The 24,135-nt window shown below is 48.0% G+C and carries 23 protein-coding genes, 1 tRNA gene and 1 other annotated feature; of the genes, 6 read left to right on the top strand and 18 right to left on the bottom strand.

Annotated elements, in window-relative coordinates; genetic code table 11:
• Positions 1-2: 2 nt before the first annotated feature.
• The 5 genes from T472_RS09425 to T472_RS09405 form a co-directional block, all read right to left on the bottom strand.
• A complete protein-coding gene (locus tag T472_RS09425; RefSeq protein ID WP_023387721.1) occupies positions 3-821 on the bottom strand; it encodes a YhfM domain-containing protein in 819 nt (272 codons plus the stop codon).
• Between the two features lie 5 nt (positions 822-826).
• Positions 827-1,660 (bottom strand): 16S rRNA (adenine(1518)-N(6)/adenine(1519)-N(6))-dimethyltransferase RsmA, encoded by an 834-nt coding sequence (gene rsmA / locus T472_RS09420; protein WP_023387722.1) that lies wholly within the window; start codon positions 1,658-1,660, stop codon positions 827-829.
• Complete coding sequence (gene rnmV / locus T472_RS09415) at positions 1,650-2,204, bottom strand: ribonuclease M5 (RefSeq protein ID WP_023387723.1); 555 nt, start codon at positions 2,202-2,204, stop codon at positions 1,650-1,652. Before rnmV ends, rsmA begins: the two co-directional genes overlap by 11 nt.
• 123 nt (positions 2,205-2,327) lie before the next feature.
• Entirely contained in the window at positions 2,328-3,329 is a 1,002-nt protein-coding gene (locus T472_RS09410) for a resuscitation-promoting factor (protein ID WP_023387724.1), read from the bottom strand.
• 142 nt (positions 3,330-3,471) lie between these two features.
• Positions 3,472-4,263, bottom strand: coding sequence for a TatD family hydrolase (locus tag T472_RS09405; RefSeq protein ID WP_023387725.1), 792 nt, complete (start codon positions 4,261-4,263; stop codon positions 3,472-3,474).
• A 320-nt stretch (positions 4,264-4,583) separates the two neighbouring features.
• On the opposite strand from T472_RS09405, the gene T472_RS09400 reads away from it, so the two are divergent.
• Positions 4,584-5,273, top strand: coding sequence for a Crp/Fnr family transcriptional regulator (locus T472_RS09400; protein ID WP_023387726.1), 690 nt, complete (start codon positions 4,584-4,586; stop codon positions 5,271-5,273).
• A 466-nt stretch (positions 5,274-5,739) separates the two neighbouring features.
• Here T472_RS09400 and metG read toward each other — a convergent pair whose 3' ends face one another.
• From metG to T472_RS09360, 8 genes are all read right to left on the bottom strand, one after another.
• Positions 5,740-7,659 carry a methionine--tRNA ligase gene (gene metG / locus T472_RS09395; protein WP_023387727.1) on the bottom strand — a complete coding sequence of 640 codons (1,920 nt, stop codon included), beginning with the start codon at positions 7,657-7,659 and terminating at the stop codon, positions 5,740-5,742.
• Between the two features lie 44 nt (positions 7,660-7,703).
• Positions 7,704-7,934: a binding site (T-box leader), on the bottom strand.
• 96 nt (positions 7,935-8,030) lie between these two features.
• Positions 8,031-8,660, bottom strand: a complete 630-nt coding sequence (gene pyrE / locus T472_RS09390; protein WP_023387728.1) for an orotate phosphoribosyltransferase — start codon at positions 8,658-8,660, stop codon at positions 8,031-8,033.
• 2 nt (positions 8,661-8,662) lie between these two features.
• Positions 8,663-9,355, bottom strand: a complete 693-nt coding sequence (gene pyrF / locus T472_RS09385) for an orotidine-5'-phosphate decarboxylase (protein ID WP_341372047.1) — start codon at positions 9,353-9,355, stop codon at positions 8,663-8,665.
• Complete coding sequence (locus T472_RS09380; RefSeq protein ID WP_023387730.1) at positions 9,355-10,281, bottom strand: dihydroorotate dehydrogenase; 927 nt, start codon at positions 10,279-10,281, stop codon at positions 9,355-9,357. The genes pyrF and T472_RS09380 overlap by 1 nt, the downstream gene beginning before the upstream one ends.
• Complete coding sequence (locus T472_RS09375) at positions 10,274-11,041, bottom strand: dihydroorotate dehydrogenase electron transfer subunit (protein ID WP_023387731.1); 768 nt, start codon at positions 11,039-11,041, stop codon at positions 10,274-10,276. Before T472_RS09375 ends, T472_RS09380 begins: the two co-directional genes overlap by 8 nt.
• A 16-nt stretch (positions 11,042-11,057) precedes the next feature.
• Positions 11,058-14,237 (bottom strand): carbamoyl-phosphate synthase large subunit, encoded by a 3,180-nt coding sequence (gene carB / locus T472_RS09370; RefSeq protein ID WP_023387732.1) that lies wholly within the window; start codon positions 14,235-14,237, stop codon positions 11,058-11,060.
• Positions 14,230-15,312 carry a carbamoyl phosphate synthase small subunit gene (locus T472_RS09365; RefSeq protein WP_023387733.1) on the bottom strand — a complete coding sequence of 361 codons (1,083 nt, stop codon included), beginning with the start codon at positions 15,310-15,312 and terminating at the stop codon, positions 14,230-14,232. The genes carB and T472_RS09365 overlap by 8 nt, the downstream gene beginning before the upstream one ends.
• Entirely contained in the window at positions 15,305-16,591 is a 1,287-nt protein-coding gene (locus tag T472_RS09360; RefSeq protein WP_023387734.1) for a dihydroorotase, read from the bottom strand. Before T472_RS09360 ends, T472_RS09365 begins: the two co-directional genes overlap by 8 nt.
• A gap of 365 nt (positions 16,592-16,956) precedes the next feature.
• Here T472_RS09360 and T472_RS09355 point away from each other — a divergent pair.
• From T472_RS09355 to T472_RS09340, 5 genes are all read left to right on the top strand, one after another.
• A tRNA-Ala gene (locus tag T472_RS09355) sits at positions 16,957-17,032 on the top strand.
• Positions 17,033-17,522: 490 nt separating this feature from the next.
• Positions 17,523-19,199 (top strand): FMN-binding protein, encoded by a 1,677-nt coding sequence (locus T472_RS19335; RefSeq protein WP_082447636.1) that lies wholly within the window; start codon positions 17,523-17,525, stop codon positions 19,197-19,199.
• 244 nt (positions 19,200-19,443) lie between these two features.
• Positions 19,444-19,824 carry a hypothetical protein gene (locus tag T472_RS09345; protein WP_023387591.1) on the top strand — a complete coding sequence of 127 codons (381 nt, stop codon included), beginning with the start codon at positions 19,444-19,446 and terminating at the stop codon, positions 19,822-19,824.
• Entirely contained in the window at positions 19,814-19,945 is a 132-nt protein-coding gene (locus T472_RS20500; protein WP_278279730.1) for a hypothetical protein, read from the top strand. Before T472_RS09345 ends, T472_RS20500 begins: the two co-directional genes overlap by 11 nt.
• A 91-nt stretch (positions 19,946-20,036) precedes the next feature.
• The gene (locus T472_RS09340; protein ID WP_023387592.1) at positions 20,037-21,272 is read left to right on the top strand and encodes an aspartate kinase; all 1,236 of its coding nucleotides are present in this window, start codon (positions 20,037-20,039) and stop codon (positions 21,270-21,272) included.
• A gap of 78 nt (positions 21,273-21,350) precedes the next feature.
• On the opposite strand, the gene T472_RS09335 is transcribed toward T472_RS09340, so the two are convergent.
• The 5 genes from T472_RS09335 to folB are packed head-to-tail and all read right to left on the bottom strand — an operon-like array spanning position 21,351 to position 24,135.
• Positions 21,351-21,557: a DUF5808 domain-containing protein gene (locus T472_RS09335; RefSeq protein WP_023387593.1), complete on the bottom strand. Its 207-nt coding sequence runs from the start codon at positions 21,555-21,557 to the stop codon at positions 21,351-21,353.
• Positions 21,558-21,561: 4 nt separating this feature from the next.
• Positions 21,562-22,803 carry an aminopeptidase P family protein gene (locus T472_RS09330; protein WP_023387594.1) on the bottom strand — a complete coding sequence of 414 codons (1,242 nt, stop codon included), beginning with the start codon at positions 22,801-22,803 and terminating at the stop codon, positions 21,562-21,564.
• A gap of 16 nt (positions 22,804-22,819) precedes the next feature.
• Positions 22,820-23,296 (bottom strand): HD domain-containing protein, encoded by a 477-nt coding sequence (locus tag T472_RS09325; RefSeq protein WP_023387595.1) that lies wholly within the window; start codon positions 23,294-23,296, stop codon positions 22,820-22,822.
• Positions 23,284-23,772 (bottom strand): 2-amino-4-hydroxy-6-hydroxymethyldihydropteridine diphosphokinase, encoded by a 489-nt coding sequence (folK, locus tag T472_RS09320; protein WP_023387596.1) that lies wholly within the window; start codon positions 23,770-23,772, stop codon positions 23,284-23,286. Before folK ends, T472_RS09325 begins: the two co-directional genes overlap by 13 nt.
• Positions 23,773-24,135, bottom strand: coding sequence for a dihydroneopterin aldolase (gene folB, locus T472_RS09315; protein ID WP_023387597.1), 363 nt, complete (start codon positions 24,133-24,135; stop codon positions 23,773-23,775).

The following is a 24,135-nucleotide window of genomic DNA, read 5'->3' as shown; positions in this document are numbered from 1 at the left end:
CCCTAAAAGCCTGCTGGCTTCTCCTCTGAAATTATCGTATCCCACTTGCTTATATCATTGGAATATTTCCCGTAGATATAGAAGCTTCTTTTCGTATAGTCCTTTTCATTCCTCAGGGTTACGACAGCCTTGAACACATTGGTCTTATACCCCTGAGTCTTCACTTCCAGCACAATATCAGTCTTTTCCCCTGATGAGAGCAGCATCGCTCCCTTCTCCAGCAGCTGCAGCCTGAAGTCCTCGATGTCCCTTGAGATCTGGTACTTGAGAGTATCCACATCATTTGAGATCCTAATTCCTATGCTCATTCCAGGATATTCTTCCTTAAGAAGCCCTGTAAGCTCAGACAGCGAGCCATAGTATATATCCTCGAAATACTTTGGCTTCCTCAGTGTATACAGGTTCCTGATCAGGTCGTTGTCTATCCTCTCCGGAACCCTGAAGCTTTTCTCATCGCTGTAGAAATTGCCCTTGTCCTGTTTGGAGACTCCGGCAACATAGTCATACTCGATCACCGTTCCATCTATCATATGGAACTCGAAGGTATAGTCAGGTGCAAAAACAGACTTTTCTTCTGTGGCATCCGCCTTCTTCAGGCTTGAATACAGGTCCCCTATGGCTATCCTGTCCGTCACCACGAACCTGAAGCCCTTGTCCCTGACACTCTGTATGATTATGGATTCAAGGTCCTCGCTCTTAAGGAACTCAAAGTCCTGGTTGATCAAACCGTATCGCAGCCTCAGCGAATCTATAGCCGCGCATCCCTGAAGCATGAGCATCATGATTAGAAGTGCCGAGATGAAATGAAGCTTCCTTTTCAAGCTGGTCACCTTCTTTTTCCAATGGCATTGGAGAGCCTTGCGAACTCCTCGACAGAAAGGGTCTCCCCTCTCACATTGCTGCCGATTCCACATTCCGCCATGGCCTCGTCTATGGTATCCCTGCTCAGACCCATGGATTTCAGGCCATTCACGAGGGTCTTCCGCCTCATGTTGAACGAGTGCCTGACTATATTGAAGAACAGCTTCTCGTCTTCAACCTCCGCTCTTGGCTTATCCAGCTTGTCAAGCCTTATGACAGTCGAATCTATCTTCGGCCTGGGGATGAACGCGGATGGCGGTACATTCCTCACGACCTTGGTATCGCAGTAATACCTTACGAGGATCGTAAGTGAGCCATAGTCCTTGGTCCCCGGAACAGCTGCCATCCTCTCCGCAACCTCCTTCTGGACCATGATAGTAAGGCTGTCGAAATCCATACCGCTTGAAAGTATCCCCGCAATTATCGGTGTTGTCACATAGTAAGGAAGGTTTGCCACAAACTTGACCCTGTCACCTCCGGCGATCTCCTTCAGGTTAAGCTTCACAGCATCACCGTGTATAAGAGTGAAGTTATCGAACTCCTTCAGCTCCTCGGTAAGTATGGGAATAAGCTCCTCGTCAAGTTCTATCGCCGTTACCTTTCCTGCATGCTCTAGAAGCTTCCTTGTAAGGGTACCCACACCCGGTCCTATCTCAATGACTGAATCATCCTTTGTTATCTCCGCACCTGCGATGATGTCATCGACTACCCTGAGGTCGGTAAGGAAATTCTGTCCCAAACTCTTTGTGAATCTGAAACCATACTTTTCTACAATGCTCCTGGTACTTTTATTCTCCATCAGAATACTCCTCAAAATTGGCTTTCAGGGCTTCCTCAAATTCCTCCACCCTGATACCGTATGAATTTAGCCTTTTCAGGAAAGCGGAGGTATTTGCATAGCCGATCCCCAAAGCCTTTCCCATTACCTGTCTTCTTGCCTTCGAATCTGTCCTGCCTGTAAGCCCGAATCTCAGCATATCCTCCATGTTGAAGGTTATCGCCCGCTCTGACTGGCTTGCCCTTGCATTTGAGAGGGCTCGCCTTATCGCTTCCGGTGAGGCATTCTCAACGCCTATGTCCCCGTCTTTGGTCCCCTCGGAGCGCATGATGTAGGCATGCCTTATCCCAGGCACCCTCTTGGATATTATACGCCTGATATGCTCCCCTGCAAAATCAGGGTCGGTCAGCACTATGACACCTTTCCTTATTGCAGCTTCACGTATGATATCTATTATCCTTGCATTTATCCCGTAGCCTCCGACAGCTATGACTTCAGCATCTACAGCCCTCTTTACAGCCGTGATGTCATCCCTGCCTTCTACAACGATTATCTCACTTATCATATTCATCCACCTTAAAAAAGTTCTACAGTCTATTATAGCAGAGAAAGCCTCTGCTATTATAGCAGAGATATCCTCTGCAAAAAAACAAATCCGGTTTCCCGGATTCGTTTCTTATTACTCTTATCAGTCAAGTATGTAGATTTTGACGTACCTTACTCCCCATCTGATTGCATCAGATTCAGAATTCATGAACACGTCTATCCTGTCACCCTTGATAGCTCCGCCAACATCCTGCGCTATGGCATATCCATAACCCTCAACATAGACCCTGGTACCCAGCGGAATCCTTGTCCTGTCTACAGCGATAGTGGACCATCCTGAGGGATTCCTGACAGGTACTGCTCCGCTTGCGGTTATCCCGTCACCTGCGTATGCTGTGGCCCTTACGGTATACGTGCTGGAGTAGCTGAGGCTTGCAGGAAGCGGACCTCTCGTTGCTGTATTTACAGCAGCGTAGCTCATTACCTTGGTTCCCACGGCGACAATCTTGTCGACAGGGCTCTTGGTGACATTCTCGCCCACGAGCTCCTCAGAGACAAGAACGCCATCCTCATAGGTCCTTTCCTTGGTCAGGACCTTCTCACCAGCGCTTCCTTCCTGAGTAACCTTCTTTATGCCCTTCATAATGGAGGAGTCTTTCTTCTCCTGCACTCCGAAAGCAATGGTCACATTCTCAGTAACCATTTCCTTTGTTACCCTTACAATCGTAATTTCCATGTCCCTTGATACCATCGTTTCCACAGGGACTGATATCTTGTCGATTTCGCCTAATGTAACGCTCTCTGCATCAAGAAAATCCTGAACCGTCTTTTCAGCGGTCATGAATTCCTGAATAGCTCCATCCGCATACAGCACCACAGGGACTGCCCTTGTGATAACTATCCTGTCCTGCTTAGCCAGGCCGTCTCCTGTTCCCTTGTCGATCTTATCCTTGCTATCAATTGTTATCCCGTTCTCTGCCAAAAACTCGGCTACTGTAGTCACATAAGTATCGATGACCTGTTCTTTTCCGTCAACCACCAAAGTCACGTGCTTCTTCATGCTGTTTATTGCAAATGCTGTCGTAAACACGACAAATGCTGCGAACAGCGATATGAGCACTCCCTTAGAAAAGAATTTTTTCATGTTTCAACCTCCTCGTTGAGTAACGTCCTAATTATATCCACACCCCTTCCAAGTGTCAAAAAAATCGCCCCAAACCCGCATGGTTATGCGGTTCAGAACGATTTCACAATTTAAAATGTTAATATTTTATGAACGAAATTCTTTACAACTTGATTGCATGCTGATCCCTTATGCCAAGAAGCCTTCTGGCATTGTCTGCGGTTGCCTCCAGTATCTCCTCGACATTTTTCCCCTTAATCTCCGCTATCTTCTCAGCCACGTAAATCAGGTAGTCAGACCTGTTCCTTTTACCCCTGTAGGGGACTGGTGCCATGTAAGGGGCATCTGTCTCGATGAGCAATCTGTCCAGAGGAATCTCTGAAATGACCTCCGGGAGCTTCCTTGCATTCTTGAAGGTAGCGACACCTGATATGCCAATATAGTAGCCCAATGAGACGACTTCCCTTGCCATCTCGACACTTCCGGAAAAGGAATGGAATATTCCCGTGACTGCAGGAAACTCCCTGACAATCGACAGCATATCCCCATGAGCGTCCCTGTCATGCAAAACCACTGGCATTCCAAGGGATTTCGCTATTTCCATCTGGTCCCTGAACACCTTTTTCTGAATCTCCTTCGGGGGATTGGATTCCCAATAGTAATCAAGTCCAATCTCTCCGACCGCCCTGAATTTATCCGTCTTAAGAAGAAGGATCATTTCAGACCTTACATTCTCATTGTATTCATCTGCATTTTCAGGATGGATACCACATGCGCCGTATATGAACGGGTAGTTTTCCGTGAGGATCCTCGTTGTCTCGATGGACTTGTAGTCAGAGCTCATGTTTAGTATTCCGGCAACCCCTGATGCCTTAAGCTCAAGAAGAAGCTCCTCCCTGTCCTCGTCGAACTGTTCATCATCGTAATGTGCATGTGAGTCAAATATATTATTCATTTTTACATTCCTCTCGATTCATGATCCAAGTCTCCGGTTCTTCACATCTTCATACATATGAATAAATTGTAAATATTTACGGCGAATATTCATATTTTCGTAACATTTTTAAAAACCCTTTGATTACCAATGCTAATTTCAGTTGTGAAGACATCTTTACAGGTGTTAACATTTCATTTTTGTCTCTATTTTGTCAGATTTCTGTAACAAAATGGCCTTTTTTAGGTTAAATTGAGTGATTTGCCTTCCGTATGATATACTTAAACTTAAAGTGCTGCCTTGCATGATTTCCTTCATTTTGCAGCATCAAGGAGATAGTCATGAAGAAAAGACCGACATTAGAGCTCATAAGGGAAAACCCTCTCTTCAGCACCTTTACAAACGAAGAGCTTGACGACGTGCTGAACAACTTAAATTATAACCTCAGGACATATCAAAAGGAAGAGTATCTGTTCATCCAGGGTGATGAGTGCAATACCATATTCCTTCTTCTGAGCGGTACTATCGAAGTCCAGAAGATAGACCCTTCCGGCAAGATGCTCCTTCTCATGGATGTCGAGAAGGATGAGGTCATCGGTGCAGGAGTGGTGTTTTCAGGACATGACCGGCACCAGATGAGCGCCTTCGCAAAGTCTGACATAATCGTGCTCGAGATGGAAAAGTCCTCAGTTCTAATGCTATGCAGAATGAATGAAAATTTCCTTGAGCTGTTCCTGAAGTCACTTTCGGGCAGGACATACATGCTTACACAGAGGATAAGGGAGGTTACCCTTAAGACGCTCCGTGAAAAGATATGTGAATACCTTTATTCCATACATGAAGAAAGGGGAAGCCTCTCAATAAAGATCCCCTTTACCAAGAAATACTGGGCTGAGACCCTCGGAGTGCAAAGGCCTTCGCTTTCAAGGGAGCTTGCTAATCTCTCAAGGGATGGGCTCATAAGCATGAAGGGTGACCTTATAAGGATACTTGACCTCCCCGAAGTGAGGAAGATTGCACTGAAATCCTGAAAAATGGCAAAAAAAAAGACCCTGCCAGTGAAACCTCTGTTTCACAGATGGGTATCATCCGCAGCTCCCTACCGGGCTGCAATGCCTTTCAATAAGCTGCAGGATTCTCCATTTTGAACTTGTATTGCATCTTCAGCATAGGTTTGGCTCCTTAAGCTATATTCTGGCTGCAATCTTTTCAGCCTCACGGGACTGAGTTAAAGTTCTAATGAATTGTATACTATTGGACTCATATTGTCAACAACATTCATAATGGTCTGTTAATGGTCTCTTAATTGGTCTCTTAATTGGTCTGTGACTATGTCACCCAGCCTGTACCTTAAGAATGGGACAAGTTCACTCAGGCATGCCAGATATCATATAAAAAAGTGAAGGAAATCCGATTCCCGGATTCCCTTCATTTTTTATACTGAAAATATTATGCTTAAGATAATGCATGATGCGCTGGAGACTGATACCAGTTCTGTTATCTGACCTCAGTTCCAGGTTCACCTTCCGATGTTACAATGTACAGGTTCTTCCCATCAGCTGTTGATGCGGCCAGTATCATTCCTTCGGAAAGCTCGCCCCTGAGCTTTGCAGGCTTAAGGTTGGCAACAAGGATTATGTTGGTGCCGACAAGCTCTTCCGGCTTCTTGTGCTCAGCTATCCCTGAAATTACCTGCTTCTCCATTCCGCCGATATCCACCTTCAGCCTCAGGAGCTTCTTAGCTCCCTTGACAGGCTCAGCAGAAATTATCCTGCCTACCCTCAGGTCAAGCTTTGCAAAGTCTTCAATAGTAATCTCTTCCTTCAGTGGTCTGAATTCAACCTTCTTCTCTTCAGGCTTTGCAGAGAGCTTTGCAAGCTCCTCAAGCTTCTTTTCCATGTCGATCCTCGGGAATATGGCATTGCCCGGTTTCACGCTGCTTCCTTCTTTTGTTCCGCTGAAGGATGCAAGGCTTCCGAAGGAAAGGTCATCAGCATTGATCTGCTCCCTTATCCTCTCTGCAGTATCAGGCAGGAAAGGCTCGACCAGCGCTGCTGAGAACCTCAAGGCTTCAAGCAGGTTGTAGAGTATCGTTCCAAGCCTGTCTTTCTTTTCCTCATCCCTTGCCAGTATCCATGGAGTCGTTTCATCGATGTACTTGTTGGCCCTGCCGATGAGCGTCCATATATGACCAAGCGCTTCTGGTATCCTGAGGTTTCCTATTGATTCCTCAACCAGCTTCGGTGTCGAAAGCGCAAGGGTCTTCAGCTCTTCGTCATAATCTCCGGAGAATGACCCTGATGGTATCGTGCCTCCGAAATACTTGGAAACCATGGCCACAGTCCTTGAAAGCAGGTTGCCCAGGTCATTGGCAAGGTCCGCATTGGTCTTCTTTATGAAAGTCTCATTGTTGAATAGTCCGTCATTTCCAAACGGTATCTCCCTTAGAAGGAAGTATCTGACAGGATCCACCCCGAAGTGCTCGACAAGGACAACAGGGTCAACAACATTGCCCTTTGACTTTGACATCTTGCCGCCGTCAACAAGCAGCCAGCCGTGTCCGAACACCTGCTTGGGAAGCTCTACATCAAGTGCCATTAGCATTATCGGCCAGTATATAGTATGGAACCTCAGGATGTCCTTTCCTATGAGGTGGACGTCCGCAGGCCAGTACTTCCTGTAATTCTCTTCGTTCTCCGAGCCGTAGCCAAGTGCAGTAATATAGTTGGAAAGGGCATCTATCCATACATAAACAACGTGTTCAGTGTCAAATGACACAGGTATTCCCCAGTCGAAGCTGGTCCTTGAAACGCAAAGGTCCTGCAGGCCTGGCTTAAGGAAGTTGTTCAGCATCTCGTTCTTCCTTGATTCAGGCTGGATGAACTCCGGGTTGTCCTCAATGTGCTTGATCAGTCTGTCAGCGTACTTGCTCATCTTGAAGAAATAAGCCTCTTCCTTGGCCTTCTCGACAGGTCTTCCGCAGTCAGGGCACTTCCCGTCAACTATCTGGGTATCCGTCCAGAATGCTTCATCAGGAGTACAATACCAGCCCTCGTATACGCTCTTGTAGATGTCACCCTTGTCATAGAGCTTCTTGAATATGTCCTGGACAGCCTTGATATGGTAATCGTCGGTGGTCCTTATGAACTTGTCGTAGCTTATGTTCATTAGCTTCCACAGTTCCTTTATCCCTTCGACTATGCCGTCAACATACTCTATCGGCTTTACGCCCTTTTCCTCGGCAATCCTCTGTATCTTCTGGCCGTGCTCGTCTGATCCCGTCAGGAACATGACATCGAAGCCTGCCTTCCTTTTGTACCTTGCAAGGGCGTCAGCTGCAACAGTAGTATAGGTGTTTCCTATATGCAGGTTTGCAGACGGGTAATAGATTGGGGTCGTGATATAATAGGTGTTCATTTGAAAAATCCTCCCTTAAAAATGAAAAAGCCCTATGGCGATGCCATAGAGACGTCTTTAAACGTGTTACCACTCCAGTTCGCGCAAGCCTCACGGATTACGCCTCGAAAGGTGACAAAGCCACCTTATGCAATATAACGGTTGCTGCCGTGTGTCCTTTTTACCGGGCACATGCTCCGAGGTCATTTTCACTGCATTAACTGCACCCTGTCACACCAAACCAGGGCTCTCTTAAGCAAATACCAATGCGCTACTCTTCTCATCAAGGCTTTCCATGACTTATTCTACCAAAGGCAATATGGTTTCGCAACAGGAATTTCCTGGAGGAAGTTCCCATACCCCAACAGAAAAGGGGCTTTTCGCCCCTATCATCATTTTGTCATCCAATCTTCGTTTGAAGGATCCTTTTTCCACTCCATGAGCTTTGCCAATGAAGCGCTCTCAATATAGTTGTCTTCAATTGCGGCTTCGATCAGCTCGTCATAGTCTGTGAGTGATGTGTTCTCCACATCATTCTTTTTGAGTGTCTCTTCACCCTTCTTCAGATTGTAGGTGAATATGGAGACTATCCCCAAAACATCGCAGCCTGCTTCCCTGAGTGCGTTCACAGCATCAACAGATGAACCTGCCGTAGATATCAGGTCCTCTATCACCACAGTCTTCATGCCTGGGAATACCTTGCCCTCTATCCTGTTCTCCTTGCCGTGGTCCTTTGCCTTGCCCCTAACGAAACCCATCGGGATCCCGAGCTCCCATGCGACTATCGCAGCATGAGGGATACCTGCCGTGGCGGTGCCCATAAGGCATTCCGCTTCAGGGTACTTCTCGCTTACCACCCTTTTCATCTCATTGAGGGTGAGCTCCCTCTCTTCCTTATAGGAAAGGATAAGCCTGTTGTCGCAGTATATCGGTGATTTTATGCCTGATGCCCATGTGAACGGCTTTTCAGGAGAAAGGCTTACCGCCTTTATCTTAAGAAGCGCCTTTGCAAGTTCCTTCATTGCTATACCCCCAAAAATTCCTTCTTTATTTCCCTGTATGCCTTTTCAGGGTCTTCAGCCCTGGTAATAGGCCTTCCTACCACTATGTAGTCGGAGCCAAGCTCCCTTGCCCTTGCCGGTGTAACGATCCTCTTCTGGTCTCCTGCAGCTGAGTCAAGCGGTCTTATTCCTGGAGTTACAGTTATGAACCCCTCTCCGAGATGCTCCTTGATTACCGGGACCTCAAGGGCTGAACAGACAACTCCTGAAAGGCCTGCCTTCTTCGCGTTCTCAGCATACGAGAGAACCGTCTCAGTGAGGCTCCTGTCGATCAGCAGTTCTGACTGCATGAGCTCCTCAGTCGTTGAAGTAAGCTGTGTCACCGCTATCACGAGAGGCTTCTTCCCCTCTTCCCTGCATGCGTTCATCGCCTCTTCCATCATGACGCTTCCGCCTGATGCATGAAGGTTCACCATGTCGGCTTCAAGCCTCAGTATGCTCTTCATTGCACTCTTGACCGTATTCGGGATATCGTGGAGCTTCAGGTCAAGGAACACCTTGTGTCCCATCTTCCTTATCTCCCTAACTATTTCAGGGCCTTCGCCGTAGAAGAGCTCCATCCCTATCTTTACATAAATACCTTCCTTGAAGCCTTCAAGAAAAGCCATGGTTTCCTTCCTGTTCTTGAAATCCAGGGCAACTATGACATCCTTCATCATCTTCCTCCAAGCCTGTGGCTGTATCCCACAGCATCCTTTACGCTACTGAATCCATATTTTCTGAGAACACCTGGCAGCTCCTCTATGATATCCCTGCATACAAAGGGATTGACGAAATTCGCTGTTCCTACCGCAACTGCGCTGGCCCCTGCATAAAGGAACTCAAGGACATCCTCTGCATTCCTTATTCCACCCATTCCGATTATCGGAATCTTCACTGCCTTGTACACCTCGTAGACCATCCTGACAGCAACTGGCTTCACAGCAGGTCCCGAAAGTCCGCCAGTGCCGTTTGCCAGCACCGGTCTCCCTGTCGCCAGGTCAAGCCGCATTCCCACCAAAGTGTTTATCATGGTTATACCGTCAGCTCCGCCGCTCTCTACTGCCCTTGCCATTGCCGCGATATCGGTGACGTTAGGCGAAAGCTTCATATATATGGGTTTGCCGGTTACTTCCTTGATCCTTTTTGTAAGGCTGTAGGCCACATCCGGATCTGTACCGAAGGTGATCCCTCCCTTCTTCACGTTGGGGCAGGAAATGTTGATCTCAAGGGCTCCCACGTTCCTTACCTTCGAGATCCTTTCAGCAACGTATGCGTACTCATCCTCGGTATATCCTGCCACATTGCTTATTATGGGGATGTCGTACCTCTCCAGCCACTTCATCTCTTCTTCCACACCGTCAATCCCGGGATTCTGGAGGCCAATGGCGTTCAGCATGCCAGAGGGTGTCTCCGCAAGCCTTGGCATCTGGTTTCCTTCCCTCAAGTCCCTTGTGACTGCCTTGACCATTATTGAGCCGAGTATGTTCAGGTCATAGAGCTCTGCGAACTCCTTCCCGAATCCGAAGCAACCCGAAGCAGGCATTACCGGATTTTTAAGCGACAGACCAGGGAGATCCACCTTAAGCATCTCACTACTCATATACTGCCTCCCCCAGACTGAATACAGGTCCGTCCTTGCATACCCTCTTCAGCCCGTCCTTTGTCTTAGTCATGCATCCATAGCATGCTCCTATTCCGCATGCCATCCTTTCCTCAAATGAAAGGTAGCCTTCCTTTTTGCCCCTGTACTCTATGTCAATCGCCTTCAGCATCGGCTTCGGTCCGCATGCATAGAGGCAGTCAAAGTCAATGTCCTCTGCCTTTATGGCATCTGTCACGAAGCCCTTCACCCCATGGCTTCCATCCTCTGTAGCAGTGACTACCCTTCCAAGAGTGCCGAATTCCTCAAGGCAGAAAAGCCCTTCTGAATTTCTTGCTCCGAGGACTGTTGTTACTGTGACGCCTTTTTCTGCAAGCCTTTTTCCCAGCTCATAAAGAGGGGGGATACCTACCCCGCCTCCTATGAGAATTACACTTTTCGCATCGGACTGTATTGGGAATCCCGTACCAAGAGGTCCGAAGATATCCACGATTTCTCCTGTTTTCTTTTCGCTGAGCTTCCTTGTACCTTCACCGACTACCTTGTATATAAGCTTAAGCATCCCCTTCTCGATATCTGTCTCATGGACTGATATCGGTCTTCTGAGAAGAGGTGAATCGCTGTCCATGATCCTCACGTTGACGAAAACACCAGGCTCAAAGTCAGCAAGGGCCACAGGATCTGCCTTTAGCACCATAAGAAGCGTATCTTCAGCTATCGTCCTGTTTTCAATCAGAGTGCAAAGCATTATCCTCTTCAATCCGCACCTCCAGAATCTATATGTTGTCGAGGCTGAAGCTCCTTGATTCAAGCACCTTCAGCACCGCTTCCGCCGTATCAAGCGATGTCAGGCATGGTATGTTGTTCTCGACAGATTCCCTTCTCATCTTGAAGCCGTCCGTCATCTTGTCCTTGCCCCCTTCAGTGAAGGTGTTCACGACAAACTGGACTTCTCTTCTCCTGATGACATCTATTACTGTCTTTCCGGGATCCCCTATCTTGGAAACGTACTTTGCCTGAACTCCGTTCGCCTCAAGGAACTTCTTTGTACCTTCTGTGGCTACTATGGAGTATCCGATATCCCTGAAGCCTTTGGCTACCTTCAGGGCCTCTTCCTTGTCCCTGTCACCTATGGTAAACAGTACCTTGCCGTATTCCGGCATCTTGAACCCTGCAGCTACAAGTGCCTTGTAGAGGGCTTTCTCAAGGGTCCTGTCGATCCCTATTGCCTCGCCTGTCGATTTCATCTCAGGCCCAAGTGCGATATCGACCTTCCTGAGCTTGGAGAACGAGAACACCGGCATCTTTACTGCATAGCCCTCCTTCTCCCTGAGGAGTCCGAGAGGCACACCCTGCTCGATAAGGTTCCTGCCAAGTATGGCCTTTGTCGCCACATCTCCCATGTTTATCCCTGTTATCTTGGAAAGGAATGGCACTGTCCTGGAGCTTCTTGGATTAACCTCAAGCACGAACACTTCCCCGCTCTTCTCCACTACAAACTGTATGTTGTAGAGACCTACTATACCAAGGCCTGTCCCAATCCTCTCAGTGTAGTCGGTAATCGTCCTCTTGCATTCCTCTGATATCTTGAATGGAGGGTATACCGCCATGGAATCGCCGGAATGGACTCCCGCCCTTTCTATATGCTCCATGATTCCGGGGATCATGACATTACTGCCGTCACAGATGGCATCAACCTCGACTTCCTTACCCACAAGATACCTGTCTATGAGGATCGGGTCCGTTCCGTTTTCAGAGATGTTCCTCTCCATGTAGTCCGCGAGATGCTCTTTCGTGTAGATTATCTCCATGTTCCTGCCGCCAAGCACATACGACGGCCTTGCAAGTACAGGATATCCTATTTCAGCCGCCACTTCCAGAGCTTTTTCCACACTTACCGCCATATCTCCCTTCGGCATTGGAATTCCAAGCTCCTTGAGCTTCTTCTCGAACATATCCCTGTCTTCCGCAAGGTCTATGCTCTCAAGGGTGGTGCCGAGAATTTTGACCCCTCTCTTCTGCAGACCTTCAGCCAGATTTATGGCTGTCTGTCCTCCGAACTGGACAATAACACCCTTAGGCTGCTCGAGGTCCACTATGTTCATGACATCCTCGACAGTGAGAGGCTCGAAGTAGAGCTTGTCGGATATCGAGAAGTCAGTTGATACCGTCTCCGGATTGTTGTTTATGATTATCGCTTCATAGCCGAAGTCCTTGATGGACCAGACACAATGGACCGTCGCGTAGTCAAACTCAACACCCTGTCCTATCCTTATGGGGCCTGACCCAAGTACTATTATGCTTTCCTTTCCGCTCTTCACGGATTCATTCTCTTCCTCATATGTGGAGTAGTAATAAGGTGTTTCTGAGCTGAACTCTCCGGCGCAGGTATCCACCATCTTGAATACCGGTATAATTCCCTTTTCCTTCCTCGCATCCACAACATCATCAAGATCAATTTCCTTGATCTCAGCTATGGTCTTGTCGGAGAATCCCATCCTCTTCGCTTCGTAGAGGACGTCTGACAGGCTTCCTTCCCTTATGGTATTCTCCATGGCGACTATCTTCCTTATCTTGCTTAGGAAGAACTCATCAATCAGGGTAGCCTCATGGATCAGGTCCACGGACTTGCCTCTTCTCAGCAGCTCGTAGATCACGAACAGCCTTTCATCCTCAGCACGACCCAGAAGCTTCACAAGCTTTTCATCGTCTGCCTTCCTGTATTTCCTAAGGTCAAGGTATTCTGTCTTTATCTCGAGGGACCTTACAGCCTTGAGAAGTGCCTCCTCGAAGGTCCTTCCAAGGGACATGACCTCTCCTGTCGCCTTCATCTGGGTCCCCAGCTTCCTGTTTGCAAACCTGAACTTGTCAAAGGCGAACCTTGGGAGCTTCAGCGCTATGTAGTCAAGTGCCGGCTCGAAGCATGCATATGAGACTCCGGTGACTGGATTGAGCATCTCGTCAAGGTTCAGTCCCAGTGCGATCTTTGCCGCAATCTTTGCTATAGGGTAGCCCGTTGCCTTCGATGCCAGGGCTGAAGACCTGGAAACCCTCGGATTTACTTCTATTATGTAGTAGTCGAAGGAATCCGGATGAAGCGCAAGCTGGACATTGCAGCCGCCTTTTATCTTCAGTGCCCTTATTATCTTGAGGGAAGCATCCCTAAGCATCTGGAGTTCCTTGTCAGTAAGTGTCTGGCAGGGTGCAACTACAATGGAGTCGCCTGTATGGATACCCACCGGGTCGAAGTTTTCCATTGAACATACCGCTATGGCGGTATCGTTGGCATCCCTCATTACCTCGAACTCGATTTCCTTCCAGCCGGCGATTGACATCTCTATCAGGCACTGGTTCACAGGTGACAGTGAAAGTCCGTTCTCGACAGTAACCTTCAGCTCAGCTTCATCCCTGCATATGCCTCCTCCGGTACCTCCAAGTGTGAATGCGGGCCTGACTATTACCGGAAAACCTATTTCCCTTGCAAAGTTCAGTGCGCCCTGGACGCTGTCAGCTATGAAGGATGGCGGCACAGGCTCGCCGATCTTCTTCATCAGGTTCCTGAATAGCTCCCTGTCCTCTGCCTTCTTTATGGCTTCAAGGTCCGTACCAAGTATCTCGATCCCGAGCTCATCCAGGATTCCATCCTCATGAAGCTCAACAGCCATGTTCAGTCCCGTCTGGCCTCCAAGGGACGGAAGTATGGCCTGTGGCCTTTCCTTCCTTAATATCCTCTTTATGAATTCCTTTGACAGCGGCTCCATGTATACCTTGTCCGCCATCTCCCTGTCTGTCATTATCGTTGCCGGATTGGAATTGACAAGGACTACGCTTATCCCTTCCTCCCGGAGGGCTGTGCACGCCTGGGTTCCTGCATAATCGAATTCTGCAGCCTGGCCGATTATAATCGGTCCTGAACCTATTACAAGTATCTTCTTCAGGTCTTCTCTCTTAGGCATTCTTTGGTCCTCCTGCATTCATGGCTTCCTTGAACTTAAGGAATATTCTTTTTGCGTCCGTGGGTCCAGGTGAGCTCTCAGGATGGAACTGCACAGAAAAGGCATTGTACTTCGTGTGCCTGACACCTTCTATGCTGCCCTCGTTCACGCACTTGTGGGTCACCACAAGTCCCGTTCCTTCAATGGTATTCATGTCAACCACATATCCATGGTTCTGGCTCGTTATCATTATCTTACCTGTCTCCAGGTCCTTTACCGGGTTGTTTCCGCCCCTGTGCCCGAACTTCATCTTCCTTGTGTCCGCACCGCAGGCAAGGGAAAGCAGCTGATGTCCCATGCAGATTCCGAAAACCGGAACCTTAGGAAGCAGCTTTCTGATCTCCTCGACCACACCCAGAGCATCCTTCGGATCCCCGGGACCGTTGGAGAGCATTATGCCATCCGGATTGTATTCCATGATTTCCTCAGCCTTCGTATCGTGAGGTACCACATTGACATGAAAGCCCATGGCCCCAAGCTCCTTGAGGATGCTCTGCTTCATTCCGAGGTCAAGGAGTACGACCCTTTTCCCGTTGCCCGGAACCTCAAACGGCGTCTTTATAGAGCACCTTGCGATGTGGTCATGGAAAGGCTCGAATGCGTTGAGGCGCTCCATTGCCTCCTCAAGGGACAGGTCGCTGCTCACGATGCAGCCTTTTACCGCTCCCTTTTCCCTTATGTGCTTGGTGAGCTTCCTTGTATCTATTCCATACAGGCCCGGAATATCCATCTTTAGGAGATAGTCATCAAGTGTCCTGTTCATCCTGAAGTTAGACGGCTCGTCACAAAGGTCCCTGACTATGAACGCATGGAGTATAGGTCTTACAGCCTCATAGTCGTCCCTGTTTATCCCGTAGTTGCCTATCATCGGATAAGTCATGACCACCATCTGTCCAAGAAAGCTCTGGTCAGTGAGCAGTTCCTGATAACCTGTCATTGATGTCGTGAACACAACCTCACCGTAGGCATCCTTAAGGCTTCCGAAAGCCTTTCCCCTGAAACATGTTCCGTCTTCCAGGATGAGCATTTTATCCATTCAAGTTTCCTCCTATGTTGACAATTTTTCCGCCGCAAATCACTGTATCGATCCTGGACGTAACTGTCCAGCCGTCAAATGGCGTATTCTTTCCCTTGGACTCGAATTTCTCCGAGTCTATTGTCCATTCATCCTCAAGGTCTATGAGTACCAGGTCAGCAGGTGCTCCCGGTGAAAGGACCCCCTGCTTCAGTCCGAACACCTTTGAAGGCCCTTCAGTCATAAGGTACAGAAGCCTCTCAAGTGTGACTTCCCCCTTGAGCACAAGGTTCGTGTAAAGAAGCGGGAAAGCTGTTTCAAGTCCTACTATCCCGAATGGTGATTTCTCAAGACCTCTTTCCTTCTCTTCAGCACCATGCGGTGCATGGTCAGTCGCTATGCAGTCTATCGTACCGTCCTTGACCCCTTTAATGAGAGCCTTCCTGTCCTCTGAGCTTCTTAAGGGAGGATTCATCTTCCAGTTTCCATGCTCCTTAAGGTCCATGTCTGTCAGGAGCAGGTGGTGCGGAGAAGCCTCTCCTGTGACTCTGGCACCCTTTGCCTTCGACCTTCTGAGGATCTCAACGCCTTCCTTGGTGCTCATGTGGCATATATGATACCTTGCTCCTGTCTTTTCAGCGAGAGCCGTATCCCTCATTATCTGAAGGTCCTCTACAAGGGACATTATGCCCTTGTGGCCATTCTTCCTTGCATACTCGCCTTCATGCACATATCCGCCGAACAGCATGGACTCATCCTCGCAGTGTGCTGCGATTATTCCTCCGGCTTCGTTTACGCGCTCCATTGCTTCATACATTAAGCCTGCTTCCTGTATCCCCTTGCCATCATCTGTAAATCCAACGGCTCCGGCCTCCATCATTGCCCTGAAGTCTACAAGCTCAGATCCTTTTTCTCCCTTTGTGATGCTGCTGTAGAACCCGACATTTATGAGAGCATCCGTCCTGCACTTATCAATGAGCTTTCCAATGACCTCCTCATTGTCCGGACAGGGATTGGTGTTAGGCATGGCGAATATGGTCGTGTAACCTCCCATTGCAGCGGCCCTTGTTCCTGTCCTGAGTGTTTCCTTGTATTCAAATCCAGGCTCCCTCAGATGAACGTGGACATCTATGAAGCCGGGTGCAAGAAGCTTACCCTTTGCCTCGATCACCTCGAAGTCTCCCTCTTCAGCGATCTCTCCTCCTGCTGAAACTATGAGTCCATCCTCAATGAGGATGTCGGCCTTTACAAGTTCATCGCCTTTTGCTGTCCTAGCATTCTTGATCAGTATCTTCGCCATACATTGTCCTTTCCGGAATGAATTCCCGATTTCACTAAAAAATGCCTGCAATATAACAAAAAATCCTTTTTCACCGCGGCAAAAAAGGATTTACGAATCTTTCCTGATTGCATGGATATGACACTCCGGTATTAACCGTCGCATCCTTTCCATTGCACTATTCATTTCGCAATCTCTTCTCAGCCTCTCGGGACTGAATTAAAGTTCTTCTTATGAATTCTATACCCCGGACACTGCCATGTCAATATTTAATTGCTCATATTAATATTATGCAGCCTACCTGCAGCTACCTGCAGCCTACCTGCTTCACCTTCCCCTACTTTTCTCTTCCAAAAGCCAGATTGTTGTCATATAATATGGGGGATGGGGTTATAGCTCAGCTGGGAGAGCGCTTGGATGGCATCCAAGAGGCCAGGGGTTCGAGCCCCCTTAGCTCCACCATCAGGTGTGCCGCTCCGTAAAGATTTACGGGGCGGTTCATTTTTGCTCTTTTTTCTATCACATCAGATCTTATCACGTTCAGTAATCGACCAGTAATTCTCCATATGCCCTACTTAATCTGGTCTAAATTCTACAACCTGTATCAGTTTATAATTGAATAAAATATAAATAATTATTCATTATTTTATATATTAATTCATTTTTTATGTCCCGTCAATTCCCGAATATATCCGAGTTACCCTTGAAAACCGCTTCATTCAATAATAATTTCTAACATTGATACCGGTATATATGCAGTTTGAAATTAATATTTATCAATATTTCAAGGCTTAATCACCTTAAAGCCGCGTTGTAAAGGTTTAAATGGAGTGCTATAATTGTTAATAGATTAACCATTACTTTACATATTGGTTAATAATCGTCAATATAGTATCAAACCCGGTGACATATTTCCTGCCACCAAACCAAAATCATCAAACGGAGGGGAATTATGAAGAAACTGACAGCCATCATGCTAACAGCCGCGATGATAGCAAGCCTATCTGCGTGCGGAACAAAGGCGGAGACCAAGACGCTTACCGGTACGGGCAAGGGTTACGGAGGAGACGTTACAGTTACAGTCACCAAGGAAGGCGACAAGATCACCAAGGTTGAGGCTAAGGGCGACAAGGAGACACCTGGAGTCGGGAGCAAGGCTATCGAGCAGCTGCCTGCGAAATTCGTCGAGAAGAATTCTGCTGATGTTGATGTGGTAGCTGGGGCAACAGTCACAAGCCGTGCACTGATTTACGCTGTGAAGAACGCACTTGACCCGACAGCAAATCCATGGCCGATAGTTGACAACACCAAGCCGGGTGAAGTCACCGCATCCACCATATTCCACGGACTCGGATTCTCAAATGTTGCAAGGACAGGGCCAGGCAAGGATGATACCGATACGCAGGTCTGGAGCTTCAACAATGTATATGCTGATGTACTTTTCGACAAGGATGGAAAGATACTCTACGTATATGTTGACCAGCTCGAGGTCGCATCCCCTAACTATGACGGAGCAGGAATGCCCCACCTCAGCGGATGGCCTGGACAGGCAGGCTACAATGTAGATGAGAACCACGATGAGAAGGTTGATGGAAAGACAGCCGCCACAGACGACACCTTCAAGGCTGAGGTTGCCCTTTGGAAGACCAAGAGGCAGAGAGGCGATGAATACAAGGTTGGAATAAGCACCTGGCAGGACCAGATGGATTCGTTCCAGAAGATGTTCGTAGGAATGACAGTGGCCGAGATAGAGGCTTGGAACAAGAAGTTCACATCAGACAGGAACGGAAGGCCTCTTAAGGACGGAAGCACAGATGCAGCTGACAAGGCAAAGTACGATGCGCTGACAGCAGCTGAAAAGGCTGACCTTGCAGAAATCACTGCAACAGCTACAATAAGCCTTACCGACGCCCATGGAAATATAATAGAAGCGATAAAGAACGCCTATGCGAACAAGCAGCAGCTCAAGATAACGGAAGCTGCATCAACCGGATTCGGAGTAAGCTTCATGCCTAGGATAGGCCCGGGCAAGGATGATACTGACACACAGGTTTACAGCTTCAACGAAGTCGTAGTCAACACACTGTTCGACAAGGATGGAAAGATTGCATATATCCATATCGATCAGCTTGAAGTCGCATCCCCTAACTATGATGGAGCAGGAATGCCTCATTTCAGCGGATGGCCAGGACAGGGCGGATACAACTTCGACGAGAACCATGACGAGAAGATTGACGGAAAGACTCCAGACACTGAAGCCAACTTCAAGGCAGAGGTTGCGCTTTGGAAGTCCAAGAGGGAAAGAGGAGCAGACTACAAGGTAGGCATAAGCACATGGCATGAGCAGATGGACGCATATGAAGAGCTCTTTGTTGGGATGACAGTTGATGAAGTCGAGACCTGGTTCAAGAAATTCACCTCAGACAGGAACGGAAGGCCTCTCAAGGACGGAAGCACAGATGCAGCCGACAAGGCAAAGTATGATGCGCTGACAGCAGATGAGAAGGCTGACCTTGCAGAAGTGACAGCGAGCGCAACCATGAGCCTTAACGATGCACATGGTAACATAATCGAAGCCATCAAGGCATCCTTCGCAAACAAGGAAGCACTCGCACTGACAGTCAAATAGCAGATCCTCGCCCCGCATTTTTGCGGGGCTTCTTTTTTAATAAGGCGGAATATTAATCCTTTTGTAATCCATAGCCGGTTCCTTTCTGCAATAATCAGATTGCGGAAAGGAAGTGTTTGTATTGGAGAAAAGTATTAACAGGATCAAGATGGCATTCTATTCGTTCTTTATGATAATTATGACGATTGCCGCAGTTTATTTCTACGGCAGCTTTTCCAATGCAGGGATCTAAGAGGTGATGATCATGAAGAAAAAGCTACCCGTATATGTTGCGATATTTGCTGCATCAATAATGGTTGGGGTCTTCCTGTACTCAGGGATGGGAACAGCACTCCGGAACTTCAAGCCTGACATCAGGGGAGTGATTACTGAGATAACCTTCGATGGGATCACAGGAAACATGCTGGTTGAGGAGGTTTCTGACACAGGACTTCAGTTCGATAAGGCGTCGGTTTACCTTACCAAGGACACTCTTTACTACCTGGACGGAAAGAAGATGTCAAAAGCTCCCGGGCTTCTCTCAAAGGGAATGACTGTGGAGGTCCAGATAACAGGTACCATACGCGAGTCCTACCCAGTGCAGGTGGATGCCAGGATAGTCAATATACTGACTGATGGCAAATAATAAACCAACAAATGTAATAAATATTCCTGGAGAAATTCCGGGAATTTTTTTCGCAATTGTCATCCGTTTTTTTCCAAGTGCTGATAATGCTATTGCAATAGGGAGTCCTATGGTGCTATAATCATGGAAATCAAAATGCAAGTGTTCTTCCTGCGGATGCATAAATCCTGCAGGATATTCAGATGGAAAAAACGCAGGAAAAAGGTGGAATTATGAGTATTATCGTTCAGAAGTTCGGCGGAAGTTCCGTTGCTGATGCAGAATGCATCAAAAGAGTAGCAAACAGGGTAGTTGAAACGAAGCGAAAAGGCCATCAGGTAGTTACTGTCGTATCAGCGATGGGTGATAGCACTGACCATCTGATCGACCTTGCAAAGCAGGTCTCAAAGAATCCTTCTGTAAGGGAAATGGACATGCTCCTGTCTACAGGAGAGCAGGTCTCCATATCTCTGCTTGCCATGGCAATACATGCCCTTGGTGAACCGGTTGTATCACTCACGGGTCCCCAGGCCGGAATAAAGACGGATGGTGTATTCAGCAAGGCAAGGATAATGGACATAACCTCATCAAGGCTCGAAAAGGAGCTTGATGAAGGAAAGATAGTAATTGTAGCTGGCTTCCAGGGAATAACCATAGACAATGACATCACGACACTCGGACGGGGTGGCTCAGATACTACCGCTGTAGCCCTTGCAGCGGCCCTCAAGGCCGACATATGCGAGATCTACACTGACGTTGACGGAGTCTATACGACAGACCCGAGGCTCGTGAAGAACGCAAAGAAGCTTTCCACAATAACCTATGACGAGATGCTTGAGCTTGCAAGCCTTGGAGCCCAGGTTCTTCAGCCAAGGTCAGTCGAGTTCGGGAAGATCCACAAGGTCAAGATACATGTCCGATCAAGCTTCAACCACGAAGAAGGTACAATAGTCCAGGAGGTTTCAGATATGGAGAATGATATAGTAGTAAGCGGAGTGGCCTTTGACAAGAAATCAGTAAGATTCACGGTATATGATGTTCCAGACAGGCCTGGTGTGGCCAAGGATATATTCAAGACACTGGCTGACAGGTCGATTAACGTTGACATGATCGTCCAGATCTCAAGGGAAGGAAGCCTCAACGACATCACCTTCACACTTGACAGGGACCAGATGGAAGAGGCCTTGAAGGTAATGAAGGAAGTCATTGTGAATATTGGCGCCAAGGATGTTACCTGCGATGACGATGTAGCAAAGGTAAGCATAGTTGGAGCAGGCATGATAACAAACTTTGGAGTTGCAGCTGACATGTTCGATGCGCTAGCAGAAGAGAAGATCAACATAGAGCTTATAAGCACATCAGAAATCAAGATTTCCGTCCTTGTAAGGAAAGACCAGTGCGAGAAGGCGGTAAGGAAGCTTATAGAAAAGTTTGACCTTGCCGAGGAATCGATCCAGTCAATAGAATAAAAAATGCCAGATAAGGAACAGGACCTGCAATCTTAAGATTGCAGGTCCTGTTCCTTATCTACTTATCTGCCGTATTTCTTATCTGGTTGCAAGGCTGTAGATTATGAACCCTATGAGGACCGCCATGACAACCCATGATACCGGGTTCGCCCAGTTGAAGGTCCTTCCGATCCCGAATGACTTTGGAACCAGGATGTTTGAGTCTTCCTTGTTGTAGTAGAAGCCCTGTCCATGTTTCTTCCTGAATGCTTCGATCTCAAGCCTTGTCCATTTCCTCCTAGACATGACGCTACCTCCTGGCCATGAATTCTTCGATTTCTTCCACTGTCTTTATGATGTCCTTTGAAAGGACCTCGCAGCCATCCCTGGTTATGAGGACATCCTCCTCCACCCTTATGCCGATACCTTCCTTTGCAACATAGATTCCCGGCTCCACAGTAAGTACCATTCCCTCTTCAAGGGCAAGGTCCCTTGAACCGACATCATGGGTGTTCAGTCCAAGATGATGTGAGGTGCCGTGGTAGTAGTAGTCCTTCACCTCTTCATCCTTCTCTATCATACCCATGGATTTCAGCTCCTCAGCATAGACCTTGTGGACTATCGAGTTGATCTCAGACCACTGGAGTCCCGGCTTCAATGCGTCGATTACAGCCTGCTGCGCCTTAAGTACAAGGTTATAGAATTCCTTCTGCCTTTCAGTGAACTTCCCGTTTATAGGGAAGGTCCTTGAAATATCTGCACTGTAATACTCGTGTGTTGCACCGAGATCCAGCATTACAAGCTCACCGTCAAGCACCTTGGCATCGTTTGCCACATAGTGGAGCACTGTGGCATTTGCACCTGATGCCATTATTGTTTCAAAGGCAAAATCCTTGACTCCCTCGTGCTTCAGCACGAAATCGTAATACGCCTCAAGCTGGTATTCCTTCATTCCAGGTTTTGCATTCCTCATCAGGTTGTATATGCCTTCCCTGGTGATTCCTATGGCCTTCCTGATGTTATCCACCTCATGGGGCTCCTTTATCATCCTTGAAGCTGAAAGGAGAGGGAACACATCCTTCACTGAAAGCTGAGGGTATTTGCCCTTGAGCTCCTTTGCCATTATCATGCCCGGCTGGTCCGGTGACAGGAAGCCATCCTTCTCAAGGTCGAGCCATACCGTGCTGACTTCGCCCTTTGATATAAGACCATGGACGTGTTCCTCAATGGTATCAAGATACCTGATATCCTCGATGCCTGAAACCTCCTTGGCCCTTTCAGGGCTTATGGTCTCACCTACCCACTTTACCTTGGTCTCGTCCCTTCTCTTTATGAACAGCGCTTCGTTAATCTCATCTCCGCACTTCTTGACGGTCATGACAACCTCTTCCTCATCAACACCTGTGAGGTAGAGGAAGTTCCTGTTCGGTGTGTATGCATATGACTCGTCAGCTGTCTTCTTCGGAGCCCTGCCAGCCATCATTATGAGGAGGCTTCCGTCCTCCATCCTGTCCGTAATCTTCTTCCTGTTGCTTATCCTGAACGTCTTCAAATGATCCTCTCCCAATTCAATATTCTATCTCTGCCTTCTCTCCGCTGGCAAACCTCTTGCACAACGCTAAAGATGAGCATGTGATGCATGGCCTTGACAGTTTGTCCGCACGGTACATGGCATCAGTCAGTATCCCTTCCGCTCCCTTCACCCTGTGCCCTCTTATGGCCAGGAGTATGACTTCCTTCTCAGGTCCGCCATATCCATGCCTATCAAGAAGCCCCTCTGCCATTTTGGCGCTCTCTTTGGCATGGTCACTTCCGGTATCGTATTCCACCCATCTTCCCAGGTCGTGAAGGAATGCTGCAGTGTATGCTGTTTCCTTTGAAACCTCAATCCCTTCCTCAAGGACCAGGATATACAGGACCCTGGCTGCATCTGCAAGGTGGTCAAGTCCATGCCTGCAGAATATGCGGTCCTTCTCCCTTTCATTTGTCCTTCTTATGTTCTCCAGAAAGCAAGGATCCCTCAGTATCGAATTCAGCCTTTCCATGGTGCCTCCCCGATGCATACGACCCCTTCGCTCCCTGTTTCCTTAAGGAGAGCTGATATGCTCTCTCCGGGGATGACATCATCCTCTGCAATCTCCATGAGAGGCACCAGCACGAACGCCCTTTCCCTTATCCTCGGATGTGGAATTGTCAGCCTTTCAGTATCCATCTTCACCCCTTCATATAGGAGTATGTCAACGTCTATCACCCTTGGACCGTACCTTACCGTCTTGACCCTCTTCATTGACGCTTCAATTCCCTGCGTGAAGCTGAGAAGCTCTTCAGGGCTCAGGTCAGTGTCACCGGAAGCTGCGATGTTAAGAAACCTGTCCTGGTCCTCGAAGCCCCATGGCTCGGTCTCATAAACGGAGGATACCTTTCCGATATGGAGGTTCTCATCAAGGAGTTCAAGGGCTGCTCTAAGGTTTTCCAGCCTGTCCCCCATGTTTGTTCCAAGGCTCAGGTATACCTTTGACATCTACTTTCTCTCCCTTGCCATCTCAACCGCAAAATAGTCGAAGATACCCTTTACCGGAGCTTCAGGTTTCCTTACAGTTACTTCCACCTTCATCACCTTTTCGTGGTTATCAAGGACTACGCTGCATATCCTCTCAGCGACAGCCTCGATGAGGTCGTACCTCTCCTCTTCCATGATGACCTTTATCCTGTCATATACCTCGCTGTAGCTGACGGTTTCGTTCAGGTCGTCATTCTTCCCTGCCCTTGAAAGGTCCAGGTTCAATATGCAGTCCACGAAGAATTTCTGGCCAAGTACCTTCTCTTCCTGAAGCACTCCGTGATTTCCGTGGAAAGCCATGTTCTTCATTATTATCCTGTCCAT

Source organism: Youngiibacter fragilis 232.1 (genome assembly GCF_000495435.3).
Taxonomy (GTDB): Bacteria; Bacillota; Clostridia; order Clostridiales; family Clostridiaceae; genus Youngiibacter; species Youngiibacter fragilis.
Note: the sequence above shows the minus strand (reverse complement) of the source record. Positions and strands in the feature narration are given on the sequence as shown.